At 39.1% G+C, this 22,317-nt stretch carries 20 protein-coding genes; 9 read left to right on the forward strand and 11 right to left on the reverse strand.

Going from position 1 to position 22,317, the window contains the following annotated elements:
* Position 1 precedes the first annotated feature (1 nt).
* From KSX81_RS25055 to KSX81_RS25070, 4 genes are read right to left on the reverse strand one after another with little or no spacing between them, the layout of a single operon-like run.
* Positions 2 to 1,477: a hypothetical protein gene (locus KSX81_RS25055; RefSeq protein WP_008648055.1), complete on the reverse strand. Its 1,476-nt coding sequence runs from the start codon at positions 1,475 to 1,477 to the stop codon at positions 2 to 4.
* Positions 1,461 to 2,678 (reverse strand): phage portal protein, encoded by a 1,218-nt coding sequence (locus KSX81_RS25060; protein WP_008648056.1) that lies wholly within the window; start codon positions 2,676 to 2,678, stop codon positions 1,461 to 1,463. Before KSX81_RS25060 ends, KSX81_RS25055 begins: the two co-directional genes overlap by 17 nt.
* Positions 2,678 to 4,300 carry a terminase large subunit gene (locus KSX81_RS25065; protein WP_008648057.1) on the reverse strand — a complete coding sequence of 541 codons (1,623 nt, stop codon included), beginning with the start codon at positions 4,298 to 4,300 and terminating at the stop codon, positions 2,678 to 2,680. The genes KSX81_RS25060 and KSX81_RS25065 overlap by 1 nt, the downstream gene beginning before the upstream one ends.
* Positions 4,300 to 4,689 carry a phage terminase small subunit P27 family gene (locus KSX81_RS25070; protein ID WP_004308833.1) on the reverse strand — a complete coding sequence of 130 codons (390 nt, stop codon included), beginning with the start codon at positions 4,687 to 4,689 and terminating at the stop codon, positions 4,300 to 4,302. The genes KSX81_RS25065 and KSX81_RS25070 overlap by 1 nt, the downstream gene beginning before the upstream one ends.
* Positions 4,690 to 4,843: 154 nt before the next feature.
* Between KSX81_RS25070 and KSX81_RS25075 the strand changes: the two genes are divergently transcribed.
* The 3 genes from KSX81_RS25075 to KSX81_RS25085 all read left to right on the forward strand — a co-directional run bounded on the left by KSX81_RS25075 (position 4,844) and on the right by KSX81_RS25085 (position 5,910).
* A complete protein-coding gene (locus KSX81_RS25075) occupies positions 4,844 to 5,140 on the forward strand; it encodes a hypothetical protein (RefSeq protein WP_008648058.1) in 297 nt (98 codons plus the stop codon).
* A complete protein-coding gene (locus KSX81_RS25080; protein WP_225483473.1) occupies positions 5,118 to 5,642 on the forward strand; it encodes a hypothetical protein in 525 nt (174 codons plus the stop codon). Before KSX81_RS25075 ends, KSX81_RS25080 begins: the two co-directional genes overlap by 23 nt.
* Before the next feature lie 76 nt (positions 5,643 to 5,718).
* On the forward strand, positions 5,719 to 5,910 hold the full coding sequence (locus KSX81_RS25085) for an HNH endonuclease signature motif containing protein (protein WP_008648060.1): 192 nt from the start codon (positions 5,719 to 5,721) through the stop codon (positions 5,908 to 5,910).
* On the opposite strand, the gene KSX81_RS25090 is transcribed toward KSX81_RS25085, so the two are convergent.
* Complete coding sequence (locus KSX81_RS25090; protein ID WP_008648061.1) at positions 5,898 to 6,851, reverse strand: hypothetical protein; 954 nt, start codon at positions 6,849 to 6,851, stop codon at positions 5,898 to 5,900. The genes KSX81_RS25085 and KSX81_RS25090 overlap by 13 nt on opposite strands.
* Before the next feature lie 65 nt (positions 6,852 to 6,916).
* On the opposite strand from KSX81_RS25090, the gene KSX81_RS25095 reads away from it, so the two are divergent.
* From KSX81_RS25095 to KSX81_RS25110, 4 genes are all read left to right on the forward strand, one after another.
* Positions 6,917 to 7,411, forward strand: coding sequence for a MarR family transcriptional regulator (locus KSX81_RS25095; protein WP_118418776.1), 495 nt, complete (start codon positions 6,917 to 6,919; stop codon positions 7,409 to 7,411).
* A 479-nt stretch (positions 7,412 to 7,890) separates the two neighbouring features.
* Complete coding sequence (locus KSX81_RS25100; RefSeq protein WP_138340241.1) at positions 7,891 to 9,705, forward strand: hypothetical protein; 1,815 nt, start codon at positions 7,891 to 7,893, stop codon at positions 9,703 to 9,705.
* A gap of 256 nt (positions 9,706 to 9,961) precedes the next feature.
* Positions 9,962 to 10,459, forward strand: a complete 498-nt coding sequence (locus KSX81_RS25105; protein WP_008648064.1) for a hypothetical protein — start codon at positions 9,962 to 9,964, stop codon at positions 10,457 to 10,459.
* Between the two features lie 28 nt (positions 10,460 to 10,487).
* Complete coding sequence (locus KSX81_RS25110) at positions 10,488 to 10,613, forward strand: hypothetical protein (protein WP_255342288.1); 126 nt, start codon at positions 10,488 to 10,490, stop codon at positions 10,611 to 10,613.
* A 200-nt stretch (positions 10,614 to 10,813) separates the two neighbouring features.
* Here the strand turns inward: KSX81_RS25110 and KSX81_RS25115 are convergent, their stop codons facing one another.
* Positions 10,814 to 12,448: a tyrosine-type recombinase/integrase gene (locus KSX81_RS25115; protein ID WP_008648065.1), complete on the reverse strand. Its 1,635-nt coding sequence runs from the start codon at positions 12,446 to 12,448 to the stop codon at positions 10,814 to 10,816.
* A 177-nt stretch (positions 12,449 to 12,625) separates the two neighbouring features.
* Between KSX81_RS25115 and KSX81_RS25120 the strand changes: the two genes are divergently transcribed.
* On the forward strand, positions 12,626 to 14,845 hold the full coding sequence (locus KSX81_RS25120; RefSeq protein WP_004295745.1) for a RelA/SpoT family protein: 2,220 nt from the start codon (positions 12,626 to 12,628) through the stop codon (positions 14,843 to 14,845).
* A 14-nt stretch (positions 14,846 to 14,859) separates the two neighbouring features.
* Here KSX81_RS25120 and KSX81_RS25125 read toward each other — a convergent pair whose 3' ends face one another.
* From KSX81_RS25125 to KSX81_RS25135, 3 genes are all read right to left on the reverse strand, one after another.
* The gene (locus KSX81_RS25125) at positions 14,860 to 16,017 is read right to left on the reverse strand and encodes an MFS transporter (protein ID WP_004295744.1); all 1,158 of its coding nucleotides are present in this window, start codon (positions 16,015 to 16,017) and stop codon (positions 14,860 to 14,862) included.
* Positions 16,018 to 16,026: 9 nt separating this feature from the next.
* Complete coding sequence (gene panB / locus KSX81_RS25130) at positions 16,027 to 16,848, reverse strand: 3-methyl-2-oxobutanoate hydroxymethyltransferase (RefSeq protein WP_004295743.1); 822 nt, start codon at positions 16,846 to 16,848, stop codon at positions 16,027 to 16,029.
* Positions 16,849 to 17,093: 245 nt separating this feature from the next.
* Positions 17,094 to 17,741: an HAD family hydrolase gene (locus tag KSX81_RS25135; protein WP_217725716.1), complete on the reverse strand. Its 648-nt coding sequence runs from the start codon at positions 17,739 to 17,741 to the stop codon at positions 17,094 to 17,096.
* A 150-nt stretch (positions 17,742 to 17,891) separates the two neighbouring features.
* Here KSX81_RS25135 and KSX81_RS25140 point away from each other — a divergent pair, with 150 nt between their 5' ends.
* Positions 17,892 to 19,256, forward strand: a complete 1,365-nt coding sequence (locus KSX81_RS25140) for an MATE family efflux transporter (RefSeq protein WP_004295740.1) — start codon at positions 17,892 to 17,894, stop codon at positions 19,254 to 19,256.
* 39 nt (positions 19,257 to 19,295) lie between these two features.
* On the opposite strand, the gene KSX81_RS25145 is transcribed toward KSX81_RS25140, so the two are convergent.
* The gene (locus KSX81_RS25145; protein ID WP_004295739.1) at positions 19,296 to 21,614 is read right to left on the reverse strand and encodes an ABC transporter permease; all 2,319 of its coding nucleotides are present in this window, start codon (positions 21,612 to 21,614) and stop codon (positions 19,296 to 19,298) included.
* An 18-nt stretch (positions 21,615 to 21,632) separates the two neighbouring features.
* Complete coding sequence (locus KSX81_RS25150; RefSeq protein ID WP_004295738.1) at positions 21,633 to 22,307, reverse strand: ABC transporter ATP-binding protein; 675 nt, start codon at positions 22,305 to 22,307, stop codon at positions 21,633 to 21,635.
* Positions 22,308 to 22,317 lie beyond the last annotated feature (10 nt).

A 22,317-nucleotide genomic window follows, 5' to 3' on the forward strand; every position in this document is an offset into this window, starting at 1 on the left:
CTTATACATATATTACCTTTACCCTAGTATCTCCCAGACAGGGATTATCAGAGCAGTAAACTGTATATTGTTCGTTATATCCTGATTCATTGGTGTAATAAAACTTGGCTACTTCTCTGAATCCTCCTTCAAATCCGCCTACACTAAATACGGCTTCTCCATAATGAGAAGGATATGCAAAACAGATATATTCATCCTTGCCTGCATTTACTCTGAAATTCATTTCTGTAGCTTGCCGTAGTTCTTTTGTAAGAGATTCAATAAAGTTGGAATCATAAGTAGTAGAAGATGATACACCGTAATATATATTATTCATAAACTTAATATCAATAGTTTTAGATTTGATGGTAGTTCCATCATTTACCTTTAGTGTGAATGATTTATTGCTGTTGAATGGAGTATCAAATGTGAAAGAACTGCCTGTCACAGGTACATCATTAATAAATTGTTCCGTTGCTGGCTGGCTTAACTTCCAAGTAAGTGTTATACTGTTAATGTTAGTTCCTATTTCCTGTACTGGTTCTACGTTACTGGTAAATGAAGTTATATTAATAGCTTCGTACAGCAATGAATCCAATGTGTCTTTCACAGTTGTACTGTCATATCCTACATTTTCAGCAAGTAAATCGGAACTTGTTACGAACTTGGAATCATTTATTAAATCAGACGTGAAATTAGGTATTTCACTAGTATCAGCTTTAGCAGCCAGTGCTTCTTCCAGTTCTTTTAGTTCCTTATTAATACCTGTCGAATCAAAATCAGATAAATTAGTAAGTTTGGTTTTATCTTCATTAGTATAATCATTAGTAGATAATCCTTTGCCAGATTCTTTATCAACCTTTTTTGCCAAGTCTACAACATTGGTAAACTGTGCATCATTGGAAAGCTCCGTTGTATATTTGGGAACTTCATCTTTGGAAGCAAAGTTTCTATCATTCACTAATTGACTAAGTTTAGTAGGTACACTATTTATATTGACATAATTACAGTCATTTTGCAACTCGCTTACTTTGGTAGGCAAATCATCTCTGGTGATAAATCCCATATCATTTATCAACTGACTTAGCTTAATCAGTCTTTCCTTTGATTCAGAACAGCAATATTTAAGACCATCTTTATCTGCTACTATGGTATAAGCCCTAATCATTTTATAGCAGTGACTATCATCATTCTTTATAAATGTACAGATAACATTATAGTCTCCCAAAAGCATTTCCTGCTGTTGTTCGGCTGTTACTTCAAACTCAATACCTTTCACTAAAGTACTGTCATAAAGAACAGTATCCCCTAAATCTTCTTCCCTCTCTTTAAGGACTATATCAACTATTCTGGCATCTGCTACATATTTCTTGGATGGAACTGTAGAATGTTGATACATCACTTCCAAATCAGTAACAGCAGATAAATCTACATAGCCGTTGCAATCCTTTATAGTCCAAGTAAAGCTAAAATCATTGCCTTTAATTATATACCTCATCGTCTTTCTCTATTTGCTTAGTAACTGCATTATCTAGTGTCTGTACATTCACCTGTACAAATGATTTGTCACCGTTTTCAATAGCTGGTAAATCCAGATTCTTCCTAATTTCATTTGGAGTAATCACACCAATCTGGAACAGCGTATTATAGTAGCTAGCCAAACTTGCCTTATCTGCTCTAAGTAGAACTGAAGTATCAAAACGCACATCTATATTATTCCTTTCAGAAGGCTTATATAGTTTACGTTCAAATTCCAGTTCTATCTTTTCCAGTAGTGGTGAAAGCGTATCAGTCAAGAAAGCTAGTTGAGTAGCTTCTACTGTACTATAACTGGATTTGGACAAATCAAATGCCTTGACTGGTGACACACCGAAGAATCTGCAAATATCAATCACATTAAACTGTCTAGTTTCCAGTAATTGTGCATCAGACGGATTCACCGTAATAGGCTGAAAAGTCATATTGCCTTCCATCACAGCCACGCCATTAGGAGTACCAGTAATAGAATTAAAAGCACTGCTCCAAGCTGTTTTAATGTCCTGTTTCTGTTGTGCCGTTAATGAGGATTCCACTTTAATAATGCCAGCCAGATTAGCACCTCCTTTGAAAAATCCTTCTGCGTGCGCTTCTGAATCGGCAGTCAGTCCCAGCGTGTTTCTGGCGTGCTTCAAGGTGCTTATACCTGTAATCCCATCATAGCTAAAATTCAAGATATGAATCATATTGATAGCTTCTACCAGTTGGTTCATCCCTGTAATGTTGTACATCTTCTTACCGTTTTTAAAAGTGACTGATACAGAATCTGATTTTAGAAATATCAGTTCTTTGGCATCACCTTTTTCATCTCTGTTAATAAGAGCATAGCCATTACCTGTAAGAAGCACACTGGTAACCAGTGTCTTGATAAAAGTAAATCTGCTCATTTGGTCATTCGGTTCTCTATTCAACAGCCAGTATGTAGGATGCTTGGTAAACTTGGTTTTAAAGCCCTCATCATCTACATAATACGGTTCTAACGGCAACTGTGCTACAGAATCACTTATCACGTCTACACATCTGTAAACAGCAGATAGCAACATAGCTTTTGATTCTGAATATGTAGTAGCTGAATTATAAAATAGAGAATCTGAAAGAAAGTTGTAGCTACGTTCTTCTTGTCTAGCTTCTTTCTTTTTAAATGGATGGAAATTGAATTTCATTAAAATGTAAATATTTGGTTTGTGTAGTGTGGTACTTGCAAATACATACCTAAAGCCTGTATCATAGATATAGTTCCATCTATCTTCTTCTTGTCTACTTGTTTGTTAGGTTTGATATTGCCGTTATGGTCTGACTTCAAAGTCACATTCCTAAAGCAATACCTGTTTATTTCGTTATTGTCTATTATTGCTTTACCAGATAATATAAGCCGTTCCATCTCTCTGGTAGGCTTATTAAAGTTGGCTAATGTCTGTGCGTATTCTTCAAGTGGCAATCCTTTTTCTGTCGAATCAATAGCCCACTGTGTAGCATTATACTTATCATATCCTACAGCCTGTATATTAACTACTTCTGAATATTTAAGCATATCAGTAGTTATGTAATCATAATCGGTAACATTACCAGCAGTAACAGTAAGTAAACCAGCTCTTTTCCATAGCTTATAAAGTTCCTTGTCTGTCTTGTCTGTAAGTGCCGATTCAGGAAGGTAGTAATGAGTTTTAAAATAGTATTTATCACTATCAACGACTAAATAAGATACAGCAGTTAAATCACTGGTAGCAGCTAAATCCACTCCAATATAACAGGGTAATCCCCTAAACTTTGACAGGTCTACTGCTTGTGTACACTTTATAATACTTTCATCAGACAGCCAGACTGTAGCACTGTCACACCATTGGTTAAGCGTCTTGGTACGTACTCCCACTTCATCAGAAGGATTATTAATAGCTTGTTGTACTTGCCCTTTGATGTATTTACTGGTAACAGTGACATTCAAATTAGGTGCAACTTTCATCCAGTTCTTTTCACTTCTCCAATCATCATCAGCATCTAAAGAATAGATGGCAATAAACATTTCATCATCTGACTTTAACTCATTCAGCACTTCTATAGCTACAGTTCTTAATTGGTAACAAGGTAAAGTTTTGTCGAATCCAGCAGTAGTAATAGTACACAGGTGTGGATTCTCACGCATACCCATACTGGATTTTATTACATCCCTTACCTTACTTGTTTTGGCAGCGTGGTATTCATCCAGTAAACCGAAACTGGCATTAAATCCATCCAGTTTGCTATCATCAGCAGCAAGTACCTTCAATTTACTATTAGTAGCCTTAAACAGAATATCAGCCCTGTAAGCTGTCAAATATTTGCCTTTGGTATCCAGTCCCTTACTAAACTTGGAACACATATCAAAAGCTATCTTTGCCTGTTCCTTACTGTTTGCTGCCAGCAAGACTTCTGCACCATCTTCACCATCAGCAATTAGATAATACAAACATAAGGCGGCAGCTAAAGCAGTCTTACCTTGCTTTCTGGATACTTCTATGTATGAACTGGTGAATCTCCTAGTTCCTGTACCCTTCCAGTAAAATCCCAGTATATTAGCTATAATAAACTGTTGCCAGCCTTCCAGTATGAAGTTACTGCCAGCGTGCTTGCCTGTATAATGTTTCAAAGTGCCAATAAAGCTAATAGCCCTGTCTACTACATCTTCCCTAAACTCCAAATCATCCCTCAATAAGTCATTCTGGAATCTCTTACAAGCCAGTTTTATTGTATCGCCTGTTACTATTTCATTATTAAGAACCTTACTTGCATACTCATAGTAAAGTTTCATCATCTAACTTCTTTCTTACCAGTAACAATGAACTGTTCTAATGGTGTGGATTCCTCGTCATCCGTTTTATCCATCTTTGGTAATTTGGTACGTGCTTTGGCTGTCAGTCCAAATTCCAACATAACTTTCATAGCCTGTGTTTGTGCATCCTTTGCAACTTTTACCAATGGATGTGGTGCTATATTACCTCTATCACTGGTAACTGTCAAACCGTCTATTTCCAACTGTTTGGATGCCTTGATAAATGTACTGTAATTTCTTGCCAGCATATCTAAGGCAGCATTATCTATATTCTCTAAAACACCTCTATTTTCAAGCTCTGCAAGTACTCCTTGTATGTATTCAGCAGCTTCTTTTTCTATACCTTTGGGAATTGAATATTTCTTCATAGTATTACGTTTTTTATTTTCTAAATAGTAAAGCTAAAAAGGTACTCAATTACACATAAAGAGACTATAACACAATTAATTAAGAATGTAATACATTCATTTTGACACCCTATTTTATTTCAGTAAATTTGTATAGAATTAAAAATCAAACACTATGGAAAGAACGTGTAATTATCCGATAGAAATTAAGTTTAAAATAGACCTGAATACAGAACTGCTACTGAATGAACTATGCGATTTATTAAAGAAAGACAGGTCTAAAATATTAAGATTGATAATCGCTGATTTCTTTGACAGGAATCTGGATTTAATAGACAAATATAAAGAGACAGACAACAAGTTAGATAGGGAAAAACTGGTAGAAGCAATACTGAAAGACTTCTATGGATATAACAGGCAAACAATGAATGAATACCTACGATTTAAAAATGAAAAAGACAATCCCAAGTAAAGAAGTATTGGAACAGTATATATATGACTATGGAATAGATAAAACAGCACAGATATTTCACATATCAACAGAAGAATTAGATAAGAAGATTAACTGGAAACCACAATACGAGCAGTACAGCTACAATCCAGCAATAGCCAAACCACTTTCATCACAACATAAGCAAATTATGGCTATCATAGCTAAACACTACCCAGATTTACTAAAGCAGTGCACCAACTATTATAAAGACACTATTTATATGTCCCAGAATGTAGAAGATTTACTTCATAAAGCTATAATCAAATGTTTGGAAATAGGACTGGATAAAGTAACGGAAGACGCCGTTCTGAAATTAGTAAAGATACAGTTCTATACAGCCAGAAAATACGCACAACTGCAAAGTTACACTATGAAGAAAAAGATATTTCCACTGGAAATAGCTACGGAAGATGGAGAATATATAATACCTACAGAATACTACAATAATGCCATATTTAAAGAAAGCGAAGAAACAGCGTAATCCATCAAATAACAGGATAGAAAGACAGAAGATTTATAATACTGACAGATGGCACAAACTTAGAGCTAGCAAACTAATGCAGTCACCATTATGTGAAGTATGCTTATCCAAAGGTGTAATCACTCCTGCGTTTCACATCCATCATATAGACAGCTTTATGAATTATGAAGGAATGAAACGCAAAGAAGTGGCTTATAATCCAGGTAATTTAATGTCTATATGTGAACAGTGTCATAACAAATTACACAATCAAATTCAACGACGGTAGAATGTTCCTTTTTTTATTGAAACTATTTTCTTACATCTGTCGTTAATTTCAATTCTATTTTCACAATCAGTATAAACTACTATACGCTTATCTACAAAATCATCGTCAAACGAAGTTGCAGTACTACCAATATATAAAGTACCAATAATTGTCTGCGCATAAATCTCAACCTGTCCTAGATAAATATTATCCACTAAATTCACTTCTTTAGTAGGCATAGAAAGATTTCGTATGCTAATTCCAGATATTTCAGAGCGAATTATATCTATTTTATTACAATCAATTAAATGGCTTTTATTTATTTTACAAGATTCAAAACGAGCAAATTCCAACATATTAAAAACTACACCTTCAAAGGAACAATCTTTAAACCCGATATTAACCTTACCGTGGAATCTATCATTTTTTTCGAAAGAAATATTTCTCAATGTCAATTCTGTTTCAAGAAATACAGTATCTAAATTCTGAAATAACAGTTCTTTAACTACGCCTATTAATCTGATTTTATTTCCAGAAGAAAAATTTGCAGAAATAAAGTCACAAAAGATATTAGCTACAATAGACTTATACCTTTCATCCTCTTTAGCAATTTGAAACAATGCGTATGCACCACCTATAGCAATTCCATCATTATCACTATTTAGATACCCCACAGCATCACCAAAACGTTTATCAATATTAGTTTTTTCAGCAATATTATTTTGCCTTGTTTGTTCACCTATTTTCTTGTTGTTAAGATATAGACCATATATAACACAAGCACCACCAATTATACTTAAACAAGTAGCTAGTACTTTCCCTTTAGCTTCTGGATTATCTTCTCCATACAATATATCAGACAGACAAAATAATACACAAAATACAATTATAATCAATATTACTACAACATATTTAAACGCATTAGATGCAAAAATTAGATTCCAACTATTCTTACTTTTCATAATTATAAAGATTAAGTTTCGAGCAAATATAAATATAATAAAACAATAAACATCAGACCTTACCAATGAAAATTAAATTAAACATCCAATACATTCAGAATCTTACTAATAACGAAGCGTTCACCTACTTCTGTACACTAGTAACAATAGCCAATAATCCAGATGCAACAATTAAAGATGTAGTACGTACCTGTGGTATAGGTGAAACTACCGTATTCAAGCATTTAAAGAAATTTGATGAGCTAGGATACTTAGACATAGATAGAACTGGAACATATAACACATACAGCTACACTGAACCTGATAGACTATATATAACCATAGATTCAGACCTGCTTAACATTAATGGCAATAAGAACCAATTAGGAGCACTTATACGGCTTAAATCATATACCAGAATAGGCACTAATATTGTAGACCTCTCACTTAATCGAATAGTCCACGAAGTAAGCATACAGCACGACAGCATATACTTTGCCCTTGAAAACGAGATACTGGAAAGAAATGATAAAAAGACATACTTTACCTTCATTCATCCAGCATTCACGCACATCTGGTAGGCAAATACAGAGCTTAGAAACACCTGTACACTATTTTTTAAAATTTGTGTATCTTCCAGTTTTTATAGTCAAAAAGTTTTATTATCTTTGTATCAGCAAATTAGAAGAAGCAGCTACTATCATAAATGCTTCTATTGTTGCGAAATTCTGACTAAAATATGGAACTAGTGAATAATAGTAGCTAGTTCCTTCTTTTCGATTCATTTTTCATAATTCATATAATCCCTTTGGGATTCCATTGTTAAAAATGCAGTTCTTCCCTGCATTTTCTTAAATTAGTAAATTGAAACAGCGAATAATAGGCGTAGTGATACGCTTATTATTTTATCCCAATCCTTACCAAAATTTGCAAATGCTACCTTATACCATACTAAAAAAGTAAGGAACTCAAGACCAAAGATTTTAACCAGATTAGCTTCTAAATTCAGATTTACTACTATTCAGATTACTTACTACCTAAATTTAATATGTAAAAACCTATGAAAACCTTAAATATAAATTCAACTAATGGATATTTAAACTTACCTGATTTACCACATAATTGTATCTTTAATAAAGTAGTTACTGGCTGTGGTGGTACTACTGTAGTCCTCTTTAATGATGAATCCTATATCATTGCAGTACCTACTACAGAACTTATCGTAAATAAGACGGGCTTAACAGAATCTGGTCTTACTACTATTACCTCCTATGATGGCAAAGAACAGTCTGTATTTGGATTATTCGGTACTTTTACTTACCAAGCCAAAAAAGAACTAAAGAAATATGCTTCCAGCACTGGAATAAAAAAGATAATGTGTACTTATGATAAGATGGAATATTTGGAGCAGTACCTAAATCCTACCGATTTCAGACTGCTTATAGACGAATATCACATATTGCTAAAAGCATACAGTTATAGACAGAAAGCTGTTGACGGTGTACTGGACTGCTTTAGAAAGTACAAATCATTCTGTTTTATGTCTGCCACTCCAATCAGTGCAGATTTCACTCCGTCCATCCTTTCAGATGTGGAACTGGTAGAAGCCAAATGGGATAATACAGACACTTTAATAGTAAAATTAGACCAAACCAATCATCCCTATGTAAAGGCAGCCAATTATATAAACGCTTATAAGAAAGACGGCTATCTGGAAATAAACGGTAATAAAAGTACGGAAGCATACTTCTTTATAAATTCAGTTACAGATATAGCTTCTATCTTAGAATATTGCCAACTTGGTAACGATGAAGTAAAGATTGTATGTGCAGATAATCCGTCAAACAGGGACAAATTAGCAGGATATACTATCAGCAACAGTAGAAGTACCAATAAGCCATTTACTTTCATTACTTCCAAATCATTTGAAGGTGCTGATTATTTCAGTGAAACAGGTATGTGCTTCGTGGTTAGTAATTCCAGCAATACTAATACCCTGCTCGATATATCCACTGACATTTACCAGATAGCTGGCAGAATCAGGACTGAAAGTAATCCGTTTAGAAACATAATGGTACACATCTTTAATAGCGTGGGAAAAAGGAAGCTAAACCTAGATATTACCTACGAAGAAATGGTACAAAGAATGAATGATGAAATAGAAGGTGCAAACGAATTAATTGCTGCTATCAACAATAGTAGCAAGAAAGCTAAGAGTATGGCTGAAAAGATGCTTAACAGTGCCTATGCTGTGTGTGACAAAGAAGGTAACTACTTCCTTAATGATATGCTGGTAAAGTTAGACCTGTATAATTTCAAATTGGAAAAGGTTATCTATAATGATGGTATCGCTTTAAGAAAGGAACACAATGCAAACGGGAATATGACCACTGAATTAGAATATGAAAGACTAAACGAAACAATGAATAAAGCAGGAAAGAAACTATCTTTTAAAGATGCTTTCCTTAGATATACGGAACTACTACAGAATCTGGTTATTACTCCAGAAACAGACGAAATAGTTAGAGTACAGCCATTAGTAGTACCTGCCTATCACAAATTAGGAACTGATAAAGTTAGAAGTTTGCGATATATCAAAACAGCTATAGAAAAAGCTCTTATCAGTCTGGAATCGGATAAAAACAGAGACACGAAGATAGTACAAATACTTAGCAAGCAGATAAAGACTGGATTCTTTAGTAACGCTGATATTAAGAGCTGGATTAGAGAAGCGTATGATATACTAGGTATTACCGATAAAGTCAAAGCTACAGACCTTGATAGATGGTTTGATTGTAAACCTGTCGCCAAGTGGATTGACGGTAAAACAGTCAAAGGATATGAGATTTACAGACCAAAGATAGTATTCAAGTAAAGATACACCAAAACAACATTCAATTAAATAAACGATTATGATTTACATTACACTTATTGCAGCAGCACTATTATCAACTTACTTAGTAAGATTCACAGTAAAAGAGATTAAGCAACACATCACGAAAGAAGCAGATAGGATTATCAATACAAGACAATAAATATATTAACCTAATTAGCCTGTAATGAAAATGCACAATGGCTAATGTTTATGAATATGTAATATAGAAACAGGCTAGTAATCAAATTACTAGCAAATGGATAACTTTTTAGCAATGGAACGTAAAGGAAGGGACTTATTCAAGTCATTATTAGAAGATGGAAATATAACCAAATACAAGGAATCTACTGGCAGATATAATCCCGTAGATTTCTATTTAATACACAACGAAGATAAGATAGTAGCTGAAATAAAATGCAGGGATGTACGGTACGTTAATTATCCCACTCATTTAATGGAAACTGAAAAACTTAAAAGTCTACTAACTGTCAAGGATACTCACGATTGTAAAGCAGCGTGGTACGTCAACTTCTTTGGCGAAGATATATGCTTTATATATAATGCAGACAAAGTAAAGAATTTACGTTCTGAAACAGCGTACTGCAATTACACTACTGCCAATTACAACTACTACAAAACAACCAAAGGTGTTATTATGATACCTACTAATCTGGCTGGAATCTTTATCAGAAAAAATGGTAGATGGAGGAATGGTAGTTTGAAAGATATCACTACCTTTGCAACCTCAAAATGAGATTTACGAACAATAAAATTTAAAAATTATGGAAATGAAAGATGAAATTAAACTGAAAGAGTTAGAAAACGAAAAAAAACGTCTTGATAATCAGAAGGAACTAATTGAATTAGTCAAAGAGTTTATAAAGGGGACTCTCCATAATATTGTGTAAATAGAAAACTACGGGATTCAAGTTTTATACTTGAATCCCGTAGTTTTCTATTTACACAAAATCGTGGACAGTGCCTTCGAAAGTATTAGTAAGCCTATAACTAATGGGCTTACTATATACCTATTTTCATCATAAATCCATATTTGAGATATAAGCCCATTTAGATTTTAAGTCTAAGTGGGCTTTTTTCATATAAATATTTATTTAAGCCGTACTATTATTCCCAGCTTCAGCAATCTATTCAGTATTTTCCTTACCTTTAAAGATGATGTTCCAACTCCAAACTCATCACTCGTTTTATTAAGAAAGTCTAGTTCATCCTTATTTAAATCGAATTGGCTTATATCCACATCTCTATCTATTCCGTAAGATTCAATATTACTTTCCTGACTATTAAATAACAAGTCATAAGCTATATCATTCTTATGTTTCAAACCAGCTTCAATACCTTTACTTATTGCTTCTGCTATATTCTCATTACTAGAAGGTATAATGTCATTGGATTGTTTGACTTTATTAGCTTGATTAATCTTGCTAGCTTCTGTTTCTAGCATCAAGTTAGCTGCATCTTCTGAACTTATTTTAGCATATTTCTTAAATGCCATTTCTGTAGTATGCCCTGTTATTCTCATAAGTATATGACTATCATAACCACGTTTCAGCATATTACTAATGAATGAACGTCTTCCTGTATGTGTACCTATCAATTCATATCTACAATAAGTAGTATTAGTTATTTTTGAACCTCTATCTTCTGTTACAATATGTTTGCCTATTATACCTGCCTTTTGTCCTGCTTCCTTTATGTATTTCAACATAGTATTCTCACGTACTTTGGGTACTTGAAAATTATACTTTTCCAGTATCTCTAAAGCAACAGGAAACAATGGTATTGAAACTTTATGTGTTCTTTTCTTTTGCACAATTTCCAATATCTTCCCATTATTGAAGTCTTTAACAGTACCACCATTTAACAATTGCATATCACTGAACCTCTGCCCTGTCCAACATTGTAATACAAAAACATCTCTAGCCTTTTCTTCTAAGCCTTTGAGTTCTAAAGAATACATTTTGTTTACTTCTTCTTCTGACAAATATATTTCATTATCATCACCTTCCCTACTTTTGGGCTTCTTATACTGATTCAACTTTGCAGCAGAAATATCTATCAAACCGTATGGCTCTGCTCGCTTAATAATTGAAATTAAAGCTGTTACTTTATTTCCAACAGTACTTGTTTTAGTAGTCTTCCCCTTGCCTACCTGTCTATTAAACAGATAAGTCTCATAATCTTTGATTAGAGCCAAATTTATGTCAGTAAACGTTATATCATCTCTATCTGTTGCTTTTAAAAATTCTTCAAATACTTTTAAATGTCCCAAATAAATAGCCAATGTATTCCTTTGTCCATCTGATTTTATCGTTTTATCTTGGCTAATAGTCCTACGAAGCCATTGAACAGGCTTTTGCAATTCTTGTTGTTTCACCATTTTGTCTTTGTAAATATATTTCTTTAATAAAAATAAGCTATTATCAATCTCATTTGGATTATCGCAAATATAACGCTTAAATTCAAGAAAGTCTGTTCTAAGTTTATTTATTTCATCGTTTACTATTGCGTTATTTATATTATCCAATTCAGTTAACCGTGGACTTACATACGCTTCCTGCTTTTTAGTATTCCACTGGTCTGGATATACCCTAACACCAGTTGATAACTTTACCTGCTTTTTATCTATTCGACATACTAGATAAATATTCGTTGGTTTGTCACTTTTCGGTTTCCTCAAATTAAAACTAGCCCTAACTTCATTGAAAAAAATCTGCCCTATCATAATCGGTTCTTTAAAATGGTTCTTTTTTATTGTTCTTCACTTTGGTTCTTTTAGGGCTGAAAAGTGACATATTGATAACCAAACCATATTTATAAGTTACTGATAACAAATAATTGTTACTTCCTTTTGAATGTGCAGGAAAAAAACTAATTTTACATCGAATTAACAAGATTGAATATGGACGACTTTTTTACATCAGAGGAAAAAAAGGAGCTTTTTTCACTCTACCGGCATTTGTTGCAATCTGCAGGAGATAGCATTTCCTGGAAGGATTGCCTAAAGTTAAAGAGACATCTTATCAAAGCGGCCCAGTGTAACGGTCTGCAACGCAATAACTTCGGGATGAATCCCGTCATCAGAGATTTACAAACGGCAGTGATCGTTGCCGAGGAAATCGGTATGAAAGGTTCGTGCCTGATCGGTATCATGTTGCACGAAATCGTGAAGGGGCATGTATTGTCTATCGACGAGGTGAACGCCGAATATGGGGATGACGTAGCAAGTATCATCAAGGGATTGGTGAAAACGAACGAGCTGTATGCGAAGAGTCCGGCTATCGAGTCGGAAAACTTCCGTAATCTGCTGCTTTCTTTTGCGGAGGATATGCGTGTAATCCTGATTATGATTGCGGATCGTGTGAATGTGATGCGCCAAATCAAGGACACGGGCAACGAGGAGGACCGGCTCAAAGTGGCGAACGAGGCTGCTTACCTGTATGCTCCGCTGGCACATAAGCTGGGATTGTACAAGCTGAAATCGGAACTGGAAGATTTGTCTCTCAAATATACGCAGAAGGAAACGTATTATTTTATCAAGGATAAGCTGAACGAGACGAAGGCGTCCCGCGACAAGTATATCGCTGCTTTTATCGAACCGATCCAGAGGAAGGTGTCGGAAGCGGGATTGAAGTTCGACATCAAGGGACGCACGAAGTCGATTCATTCGATATGGAACAAGATTCAGAAGCAAAAGACTCCTTTTGAGGGGATTTATGACTTGTTCGCCATCCGTATCATCCTCGATTCGGAACCGGACCCGGCTAAGGAGAAGCAGGAATGTTGGCAGGTTTATTCGATTGTTACGGATATGTACCAGCCGAACCCGAAACGTCTGCGCGACTGGCTCTCTATCCCTAAAAGTAATGGTTACGAGTCGTTGCACATCACTGTGATGGGCCCGGAAGGGAAATGGGTGGAAGTGCAGATACGTACCCGCCGCATGGACGAGATCGCGGAACGCGGATTGGCCGCTCATTGGAGATATAAAGGTATCAAGGGTGAAACGGGTCTGGACGAGTGGTTGACTTCTGTGCGGGAGGCGTTGGAGAATGCAGACAACGATTCACTGAAAGTGATGGATCAGTTTAAGATGGATCTCTACGAGGATGAAGTGTTTGTCTTCACGCCCAAGGGGGATTTGTTCAAGCTCGCCAAAGGGGCTACGGTATTGGATTTTGCTTTCCATATCCATAGTAAGTTGGGATGCAAGTGTATCGGCGCGAAAGTGAACGGCAAGAATGTGCAGCTCAAACAGAAACTGAACAGCGGCGACCAAGTGGAGATCATGACTTCAAACACCCAGACGCCGAAGCAGGACTGGCTGAACATCGTGACGACTTCCAAAGCGCGCACCAAGATAAGGCAGGCTCTCAAAGAGATGGTGGCACGCCAGCACGCTTTTGCCAAGGAGACGCTGGAACGGAAATTCAAGAATCGTAAGTTGGAATATGATGAAGCGACCATGATGCGCCTCATCAAGCGTTTGGGCTTCAAGAATGTGACGGAGTTTTATCAGCAGATTGCCGACGGTGGACTGGACGTTAACGAGATTCTGGATAAGTATGTGGAGCAACAGAAGCGGGACAGTGATACGCACGATGAAATTGTGTATCGCAGTGCCGAAGGGTATAACTTGCAGGCTGCGCAACAAGAGGAAACGACGTCTAAGGAAGATGTTCTGGTAATCGATCAGAATCTGAAAGGGTTGGAATTCAAGTTGGCTAAATGTTGTAATCCGATTTACGGGGATGATGTGTTTGGTTTCGTTACGGTAAGCGGTGGTATCAAGATACACCGGGCGGACTGTCCGAATGCCAATCAGATGCGCGAACGTTTCGGTTATCGTATTGTGAAGGCTCGTTGGGCGGGGAAATCGGTAGGTACACAATATCCTATCACGCTGCGGGTTGTAGGGCATGATGATATTGGTATCGTGACTAACATCACTTCTATTATATCCAAAGAGAATGGTATCACGCTGCGCTCAATCGGTATTGACTCGAACGACGGTTTGTTCTCCGGAACACTGACGGTCATGGTGGGTGATACGGGACGTTTGGAGGCTCTTATCAAGAAATTACGTACTATAAAGGGAGTAAAACAAGTTAGCCGGAATTAATTCCGGCTACTCTCCTATCTTACTTTCTTCTTTATATAATAAGGATAGGTAATCAATGCAAAGAAGAGTAAAGCAATGGATGCTACTATCTGTCCGGTATGTAGCATCTTATCTGTATCCAATTCCATGTAGCAGGCGGTAGCGATTCCCAGGGAAATGCCGATTTCGGTTGCCAGCAGATGGGTGGTGTTGGCTGTTCCGCGTTGGCAATGGTGGGATAGCTTTACGAACATCACCAGAAATTCCGGCAGGATAAAGCCTAAGCCCAGTCCTAAGAGTACGGAGGAAATGCCTATGGAGATGTCTGTATTCAGTAGGGAGATGGCTACGATTTCCAATCCGAGTCCTATAATGACCAGCCGCAGTGTTTTCTCTTTCAGGAAAAACAGACGTGCAAAGAACAGAGAAACGATGTATCCGAGGGCTGTTCCTACAAAGAACGGTACGGGGATTCCTGTGTTTCCGAGTACGAAATCGTTTAGGAAAGGGTGTACCATGGGAACCAGCAGTCCCGGAATGAAGGTTATCAGGATCAGATTGATGGCAGGAACCCATCCACGAAGCAATAGGAAGCGGTCGAAGGAATAGAGTTTGGTGACAATCGGCGCACGGAAAGGTACGTAGACTCCTGATAACATGAGGATTCCGACAGCTCCGGTTATGACAGATACAGTGAGCAGGGTTTGGAAGGATTGGCTTTGATAAAGCCATACTCCGAGGATAATGCCTGCGATCATTCCCATACGTGCCATCCAGGAGAAACTGACGTTTCCCGCACTGCGCAGTGTGGAGTTGGTGATGTCGATGGCCAATGTGATGCCGGCTGTTGTGCCTATGCCAAAGGCAAGCCCTTGCACGGTGCCCAACAGAATCAGTTCTGTGAGGTTGGTGACAAAGGCGTATCCGATGGTCGCCACTACCATCAGGACAGCAGCAAACATACAGACGTACTTACGCTTGTATGCATCTACCAGATAGGCATGGAAAGGACCGATGAGGAACATCCCCAAGGTGAAAAAGAGAAAGATTACTCCTGTCTGTGCAGCCGGCACTCCGAGACGGTCGGCCATCTCTACGGAAAGCACCGGAAATAACACATACAAGGATATAAACAACAGCAAATTAGCTACACATATCCGCATAAAATGAACTGTCCACAATTTAACTGCCATATACTATATTTAATATTGTTCCTTCTCGTTGGGGAAGTAGCAATTCTTCACGTCAGAAACGTAACGGCTGATGGCATCGGTCATCACCGTGTACAAGTCAGCATAACGACGCAAGAAACGCGGACGGAATCCGTTGTTCATGCCAAGCATGTCCTGAATCACCAATACTTGACCGTCTACGTGGCCACCGGCACCGATACCGATAATAGGTATGGTCAGTTCGGATGCTACGCGTTCGGCAAGGGTTGCGGGAATCTTTTCGAGTACAATGGCAAAACAGCCTGCTTCTTCTAATAGATGGGCGTCGCGAATCAGTTTTTCGGCTTCGGCGTCGTCTTTGGCACGCACGGTATAGGTGCCGTATTTATTGATGGATTGAGGCATGAGTCCCAGATGTCCCATTACCGGAATGCCAGCACATACGATGCGTCTCACCGTGTCTATGATTTCTTCACCACCTTCGAGCTTCAAAGCGTCAGCGTGGCTTTCTTTCATGATACGGATGGCAGAAGCAAGTCCTTCCATCTCGTTGCCCTGATAGGATCCGAAAGGCATATCAACCACTACCATCGCACGTTTCACGCCGCGTACCACGGATTTGGCATGATAGATCATTTGGTCGAGTGTGATAGGAAGTGTTGTCACATTACCTGCCATTACATTGGAAGCGGAGTCGCCTACCAGGATTACGTCCATTCCCGCACCGTCTACAATCTGTGCCATTGTGTAATCATAAGCAGTCAGCATAGATATTTTTTCACCTCTCTGTTTCATTTCAACCAGGCGATGAGTAGTCACCTTTCTTGAGTCATCTGATATATAACCAGCCATGTCTTTTTAAATTAAAAATTAATGATTAAAAATTAAAACGACGTCAAGCGCCTTCAAAAATCGCGGCAAAGTTATAACATTTAATTCATAACAGAGAAGGAAATGCAAAAAATCCTTTCAAACACCTCGCTTGGATAGCTGGGGAGGCGGTTGGAAGGATTCTGTGAGGTATAATAAAAGCTCCTTAACAATATAAGGAAGCGATTTATCAAGTGCAATAATGCGTTTCGGATTTATTCTTTCTCTTAACGATGCAGGATCAGGAGCTTGTCGTAGGTCATGCCGGTGAAGTCGTCTATTATATAATGTGCTTTGCCAGTGATGGCTTCACGTGTATTGGTGGTGGCAAGTCCGATCACTGTTGCCCCGGAAGTCATTCCGGCTTGCAGGCCGTGGAAAGAATCTTCAAAGACGTAGGTGTTTTCGGGGGTGGCTTCAAAGATTTCCATCCCGAGCAGGAAGCAGTCGGGAGCCGGTTTGGAACGGGCAAACATCTCTCCGGTCAGGATGCGGTCTACCATTCCTTTAAATTCGGGGTGGGCATTGTAGACGTTAGCCATCTTCTCTTCGTTGGAGCTGGTGACTACGGCTATCTTTGCACCGTTACGGCGAAGATAGGCTATAAAGGCTTCTACTCCGGGGATGTATTCGTAGGACATCTTTTGCTCGTAAACGTAGAGTTCGGCGCTTATTTCAAGCTGGGCTTCGGGTTGGTCCGAGAAATACTTTTCATAGATTTGCAATAATGTCTGTCCCTTAATACGGCGGCCGAAATCTTCTTCATTCAGATATTTCCGTCCCTGCTCGTCCCAGAAGACTGTGTACTGCGTTTCTGTATCCATAATGACACCATCAAAATCGAAGAGTGCCGCAATCGTTTTCGTTGTATTCATATATAAACTTTCTTTTTACCTAAACGTTAAACCTTGTGTATCCGTCGTTGCAAAGTTCCGAATAATCATCGAATTAGGCAAATAATTCGTACCTTTGCAAAGCTAAAAAAAACGTAACATACGTTTTTATCCAACAAAATCTACTAGCGCATGAGCAAGAACGACCCACATATCTTAGGCAAAGAAAGTATCGGCAAATTGCTGTTACAATATTCCATTCCTGCAATTATCGGAATGACGATTACTTCTATCTATAATATTATTGATAGTATCTTCATCGGACATGGTGTAGGCCCAATGGCGATTGCCGGACTAGCCATCAGCTTTCCGCTGATGAATCTGGTGGTGGCTTTCTGTACATTGGTATCGGCGGGCGGTTCTACGCTGGCGTCTATCCGTCTGGGGCAAAAGGACATGAAGGGGGCTACGGAAATCTTGTCACACACGTTGATGCTCTGTATCACTAATTCGTTCTTCTTTGGTATTTTGTCTTTCATCTTCCTGGATGATATATTGGTTTTCTTCGGGGCCAGTAGCGAGACGCTTCCTTATGCGCGGAGCTTTATGCAGGTGATCTTATTGGGTACTCCTATCACTTATACGATGATTGGGTTGAACAACGTGATGCGTGCTACCGGATACCCGAAAAAGGCGATGTTGACTTCGATGGTGACGGTGGTAGCGAACATTATCCTCGCTCCTATCTTTATTTTCCACTTTGAATGGGGAATGAGGGGAGCTGCTACGGCAACGGTGATTTCACAGTTGATCGGTATGGTGTGGGTGGTGAGCCATTTTGTCAAGAAAGACAGTACGGTGCATTTTGAGGGGAATATCTGGAAGATGAAACGGAGGATTGTGGAGAGTATCTTCGCCATCGGTATGTCTCCTTTCCTGATGAATGTGTGTGCGTGTGCCATTGTGATTATCATCAATAACAGTCTGCAAAATTACGGGGGCGATATGGCGATTGGTGCTTATGGGATTATTAACCGTTTGCTGACGCTTTATGTGATGATTGTGTTAGGTCTGACGATGGGTATGCAGCCTATTGTGGGGTATAACTTCGGAGCACAGAAGATAGACCGTGTGAAACAGACATTGCGACTGGGGATTATCTCCGGGGTCGTGATTACCAGTAGCGGGTTTATTATCTGCGAGTTCTTCCCTCATGCCGTATCGGCTCTTTTCACGGATAGCGATGAATTGATTGATTTGGCCGTAGACGGTATCCGGCTGGCTGTATTGATGTTCCCGTTTGTAGGGGCGCAGATTGTGATTGGTAACTTCTTCCAAAGTATCGGGAAGGCTAAAATAAGTATTTTCCTTTCGCTGACGCGACAGTTGCTTTATCTTTTGCCTTGCTTGCTGCTCTTTCCCAACTGGTGGGGATTGGAAGGTATCTGGATTAGTATGCCGGTATCGGATGCATTGGCGTTTATTACGGCGGTTGTCAGTCTGATGATTTACATTAAGAAAGTGTCTAAACAACATCCGGAAACGGTAGCGGAATAAAGCATTAACTGCTTTACTCCGCCTGTTGGTTTTTATTCTTTATTCTGCTTTGATGCTCTTTACGGGGTTTTCATTGGCAACGTGCCAGGCTTTCACTACCACGCAAGCCACGATAACCAATAGTACCAGCAGGGCTATTCCTATAAAAAGTAACAGATCCATATCAATTCGTTCGCTAAACTGTTCCAACCATATTTGGCCTGTAAAATAGGAAGCGGCAGTACCTATCAGCACAGAGATTACGGAGATATTCAGAATGTCGTATATCAATAGTTTCAGGATGCCGGAGGCCTCTGCCCCATTCACTTTGCGTATGGCTATTTCCTTGCTGCGGCGTTGAGTTTCTCCATTCACATAGCCAATCAATCCCGTGATGACAATAAGCAGGATGAAGCAGGACGAAATCCAGACTGCGTTACGGAAACGGTATACGCTCTTATAGCCTTCGCGAATCATGCTGTCTACTGAATTGAAGTTCAGGGCTACATTCGGGAATGTTTTTGCCACACATTCGTTCAAGCGTTTCAGGTTCTCGTCATAGGGTTCTTTTAGACGAACATTGATGGTGTGATTGGCCGATTCTTTATCGGCAATCAATACGATAGGAGACTGACTGGAATAGAAACTTCTATTACGAATATCATCAAACACTCCCACGATGGTACCTTCTACCCCACTCACTGATTTTCCTACGGCACCATCGGTCCATTTCATCAAACGAACGAGTTCTTTATTTACCAATAGATCGCCTTTTTTCTTGATGGTAGTGCCTTCTGTTATTCTGATTCCCATCACATTCGGATAATCATAGTCGCACATATTGAAATTAAGGGTGGCAATGCGTTTGCCGTCGTTACCAATCAATCCACGTGTCCAATATTCTCCCAGTACGCTGTGTGTGGATGCCGATACCCCGTCCACCATCGGTTGGCGGAGCAACTCGTCTTTTACATGTTCTACTGTTTCGCCGGACATCCAGGTTTCGGCTTCTACCAGTCCCGGAATCTTGATTCCCATATCTCCATTCATCAGGTGAGAATATTGTAACAGGGTAACCAGCAATAATCCGAGTACAAAGGAGGTACCCGTGAACTGGACAAATAGTAATGAACGTTTCCATCCTCTTTTTCCATCCGTATAGTGCCGGAATACCTGCGTGACGGGAATACGTGAGAACAGTTTTCCCGGTATGCCTCCTGCCAGGAGGAAAAGGACTACTACAGTGAGCAAGGGTATCCAAATGATGTCCCAGGCAAACAGTGAGGCAAGGCTGGTTCCCAACAGGTCTTCGATCAATTCGCCCATGTTGATTATCAACAGGAAGCTAAACAGGACGGATAGTAGAACCAATACTCCGGTTTCTGCCAGAAACATGCCAAAGATGTTTCCGGAACTGGCTCCACTGCATTTATGCACTCCTACGCTTTTTGCACGACGACTGATAGTGGCTATTGAAATCAACATATAATTCATGATGGCTACAAAAAACACTGAAAAGCCGAGGAAGCCGAATATCATCAAACGTTTCTGGGTATCGGCAGAATCCAGATGGCGTTTCGAAAGAGGAACAACGCTGTATTCCAACTTCCAGTCATCCCATTGCAAGGGGCTGTATTTTGCCATTACTTGTTGAATTTTGCTGTTCACCTTGTCTATATCCGACGCATGACGCAAGCGTGCAAAGGCATAAAAGATATCATTCCCATTCCAACCGTTACCACTCGCATAGCGACCATCGCGGTGGATGGTAATCACAAAGTCACGGGAGAGCATCGAATTTTCGGGTATGTCTTTATAGACGCCGCGAATTGTGAGCTCCAACTGCTTGTCGGCCGAAAGGGTTTTCCCAATAGGGTCTGCGCTACCGAATGTTTCACGGGCAAAATGTTCTGATACAAATATGCTATTCGAGATGATGAGATCTTTCGCGTTCCCTTTTAGTACGGGTATACCCATCGTTTCAAAGAAACAGGTGTCGACCATCATGTAATTTGCTTTTGACAGCAGTTTGTCTTCCTTATAAATATGATAAAACTGGGAAGGAAGTACACAGGTGGCTGATTCTATTTCTTCAGGCATATCCTGCGCCAAGGTAAAAGCTACCGGATCACAGACGGTATAGTCATAATTCATTCCGTCATCACCCTGCACTTCGCCGGTCGTCATATTCTGTGCCGCTATTCTCGCCATTATCAGATTCTCCGCTTCCGGGTAACATTTCTCATAGCTCATCTCAAAAGCTATTTGCGAGAAAAGCAAGATGCCAACTGTTAGTCCTAAAGAAAGGGAGAGCACTCTTACGATATTCAAAGTACGCTCATGCAGTAATGTACGTATGCTATAATAGATTTGTCTCATACTTGCTTCTGATCTGGTTTATGCTATCACACTGGCTACCAGGCTGCCGTCGAACAAATGAACTGTACGATGGGCAAAGGATGCGTCGTGTTGTGAGTGTGTCACCATGATGATGGTTGTTCCTTCTTTATTCAGTTCGGTCAACAGGTTCATCACTTCTGCCCCATTCTTTGAGTCGAGGTTACCGGTCGGCTCATCGGCGAGAATCAGTTTCGGGTTGGTCACTACGGCACGGGCAATGGCGACACGTTGTTGCTGACCACCGGAAAGTTGTTGCGGAAAGTGTTTGGCACGATGGCTGATGTTCATCCGTTTCAGAATGTCTTCTACCATGCGGCGGCGTTCGGATGCTTTAAAGCCCAGGTATGTCAGAGGAAGTTCTACATTCTCGTAAACATTCAGCTCGTCGATCAGGTTAAAGCTCTGGAATACGAATCCGAGTTTGCCCTTACGCACATGGGTACGTTCTTTCTCTTTCAATCCGCCCACTTCTTCACCCATCAAGCGGTAGGAACCTTCGGTGGGGTTATCGAGCAAACCCAGAATATTCAACAAAGTGGATTTACCACAACCGGAGGGGCCCATAATGGCTACAAACTCTCCCTCTTTTACTTCAAGGTTTACGTGATTCAAGGCAACTGTCTCTACTTCGGAAGTACGGAATACTTTACTGATGTTGTTTATTTCAATCATACTCTTTTTA

This window comes from Bacteroides sp. MSK.18.37, from assembly GCF_019129155.2.
Classification (GTDB): Bacteria; Bacteroidota; Bacteroidia; order Bacteroidales; family Bacteroidaceae; genus Bacteroides; species Bacteroides ovatus.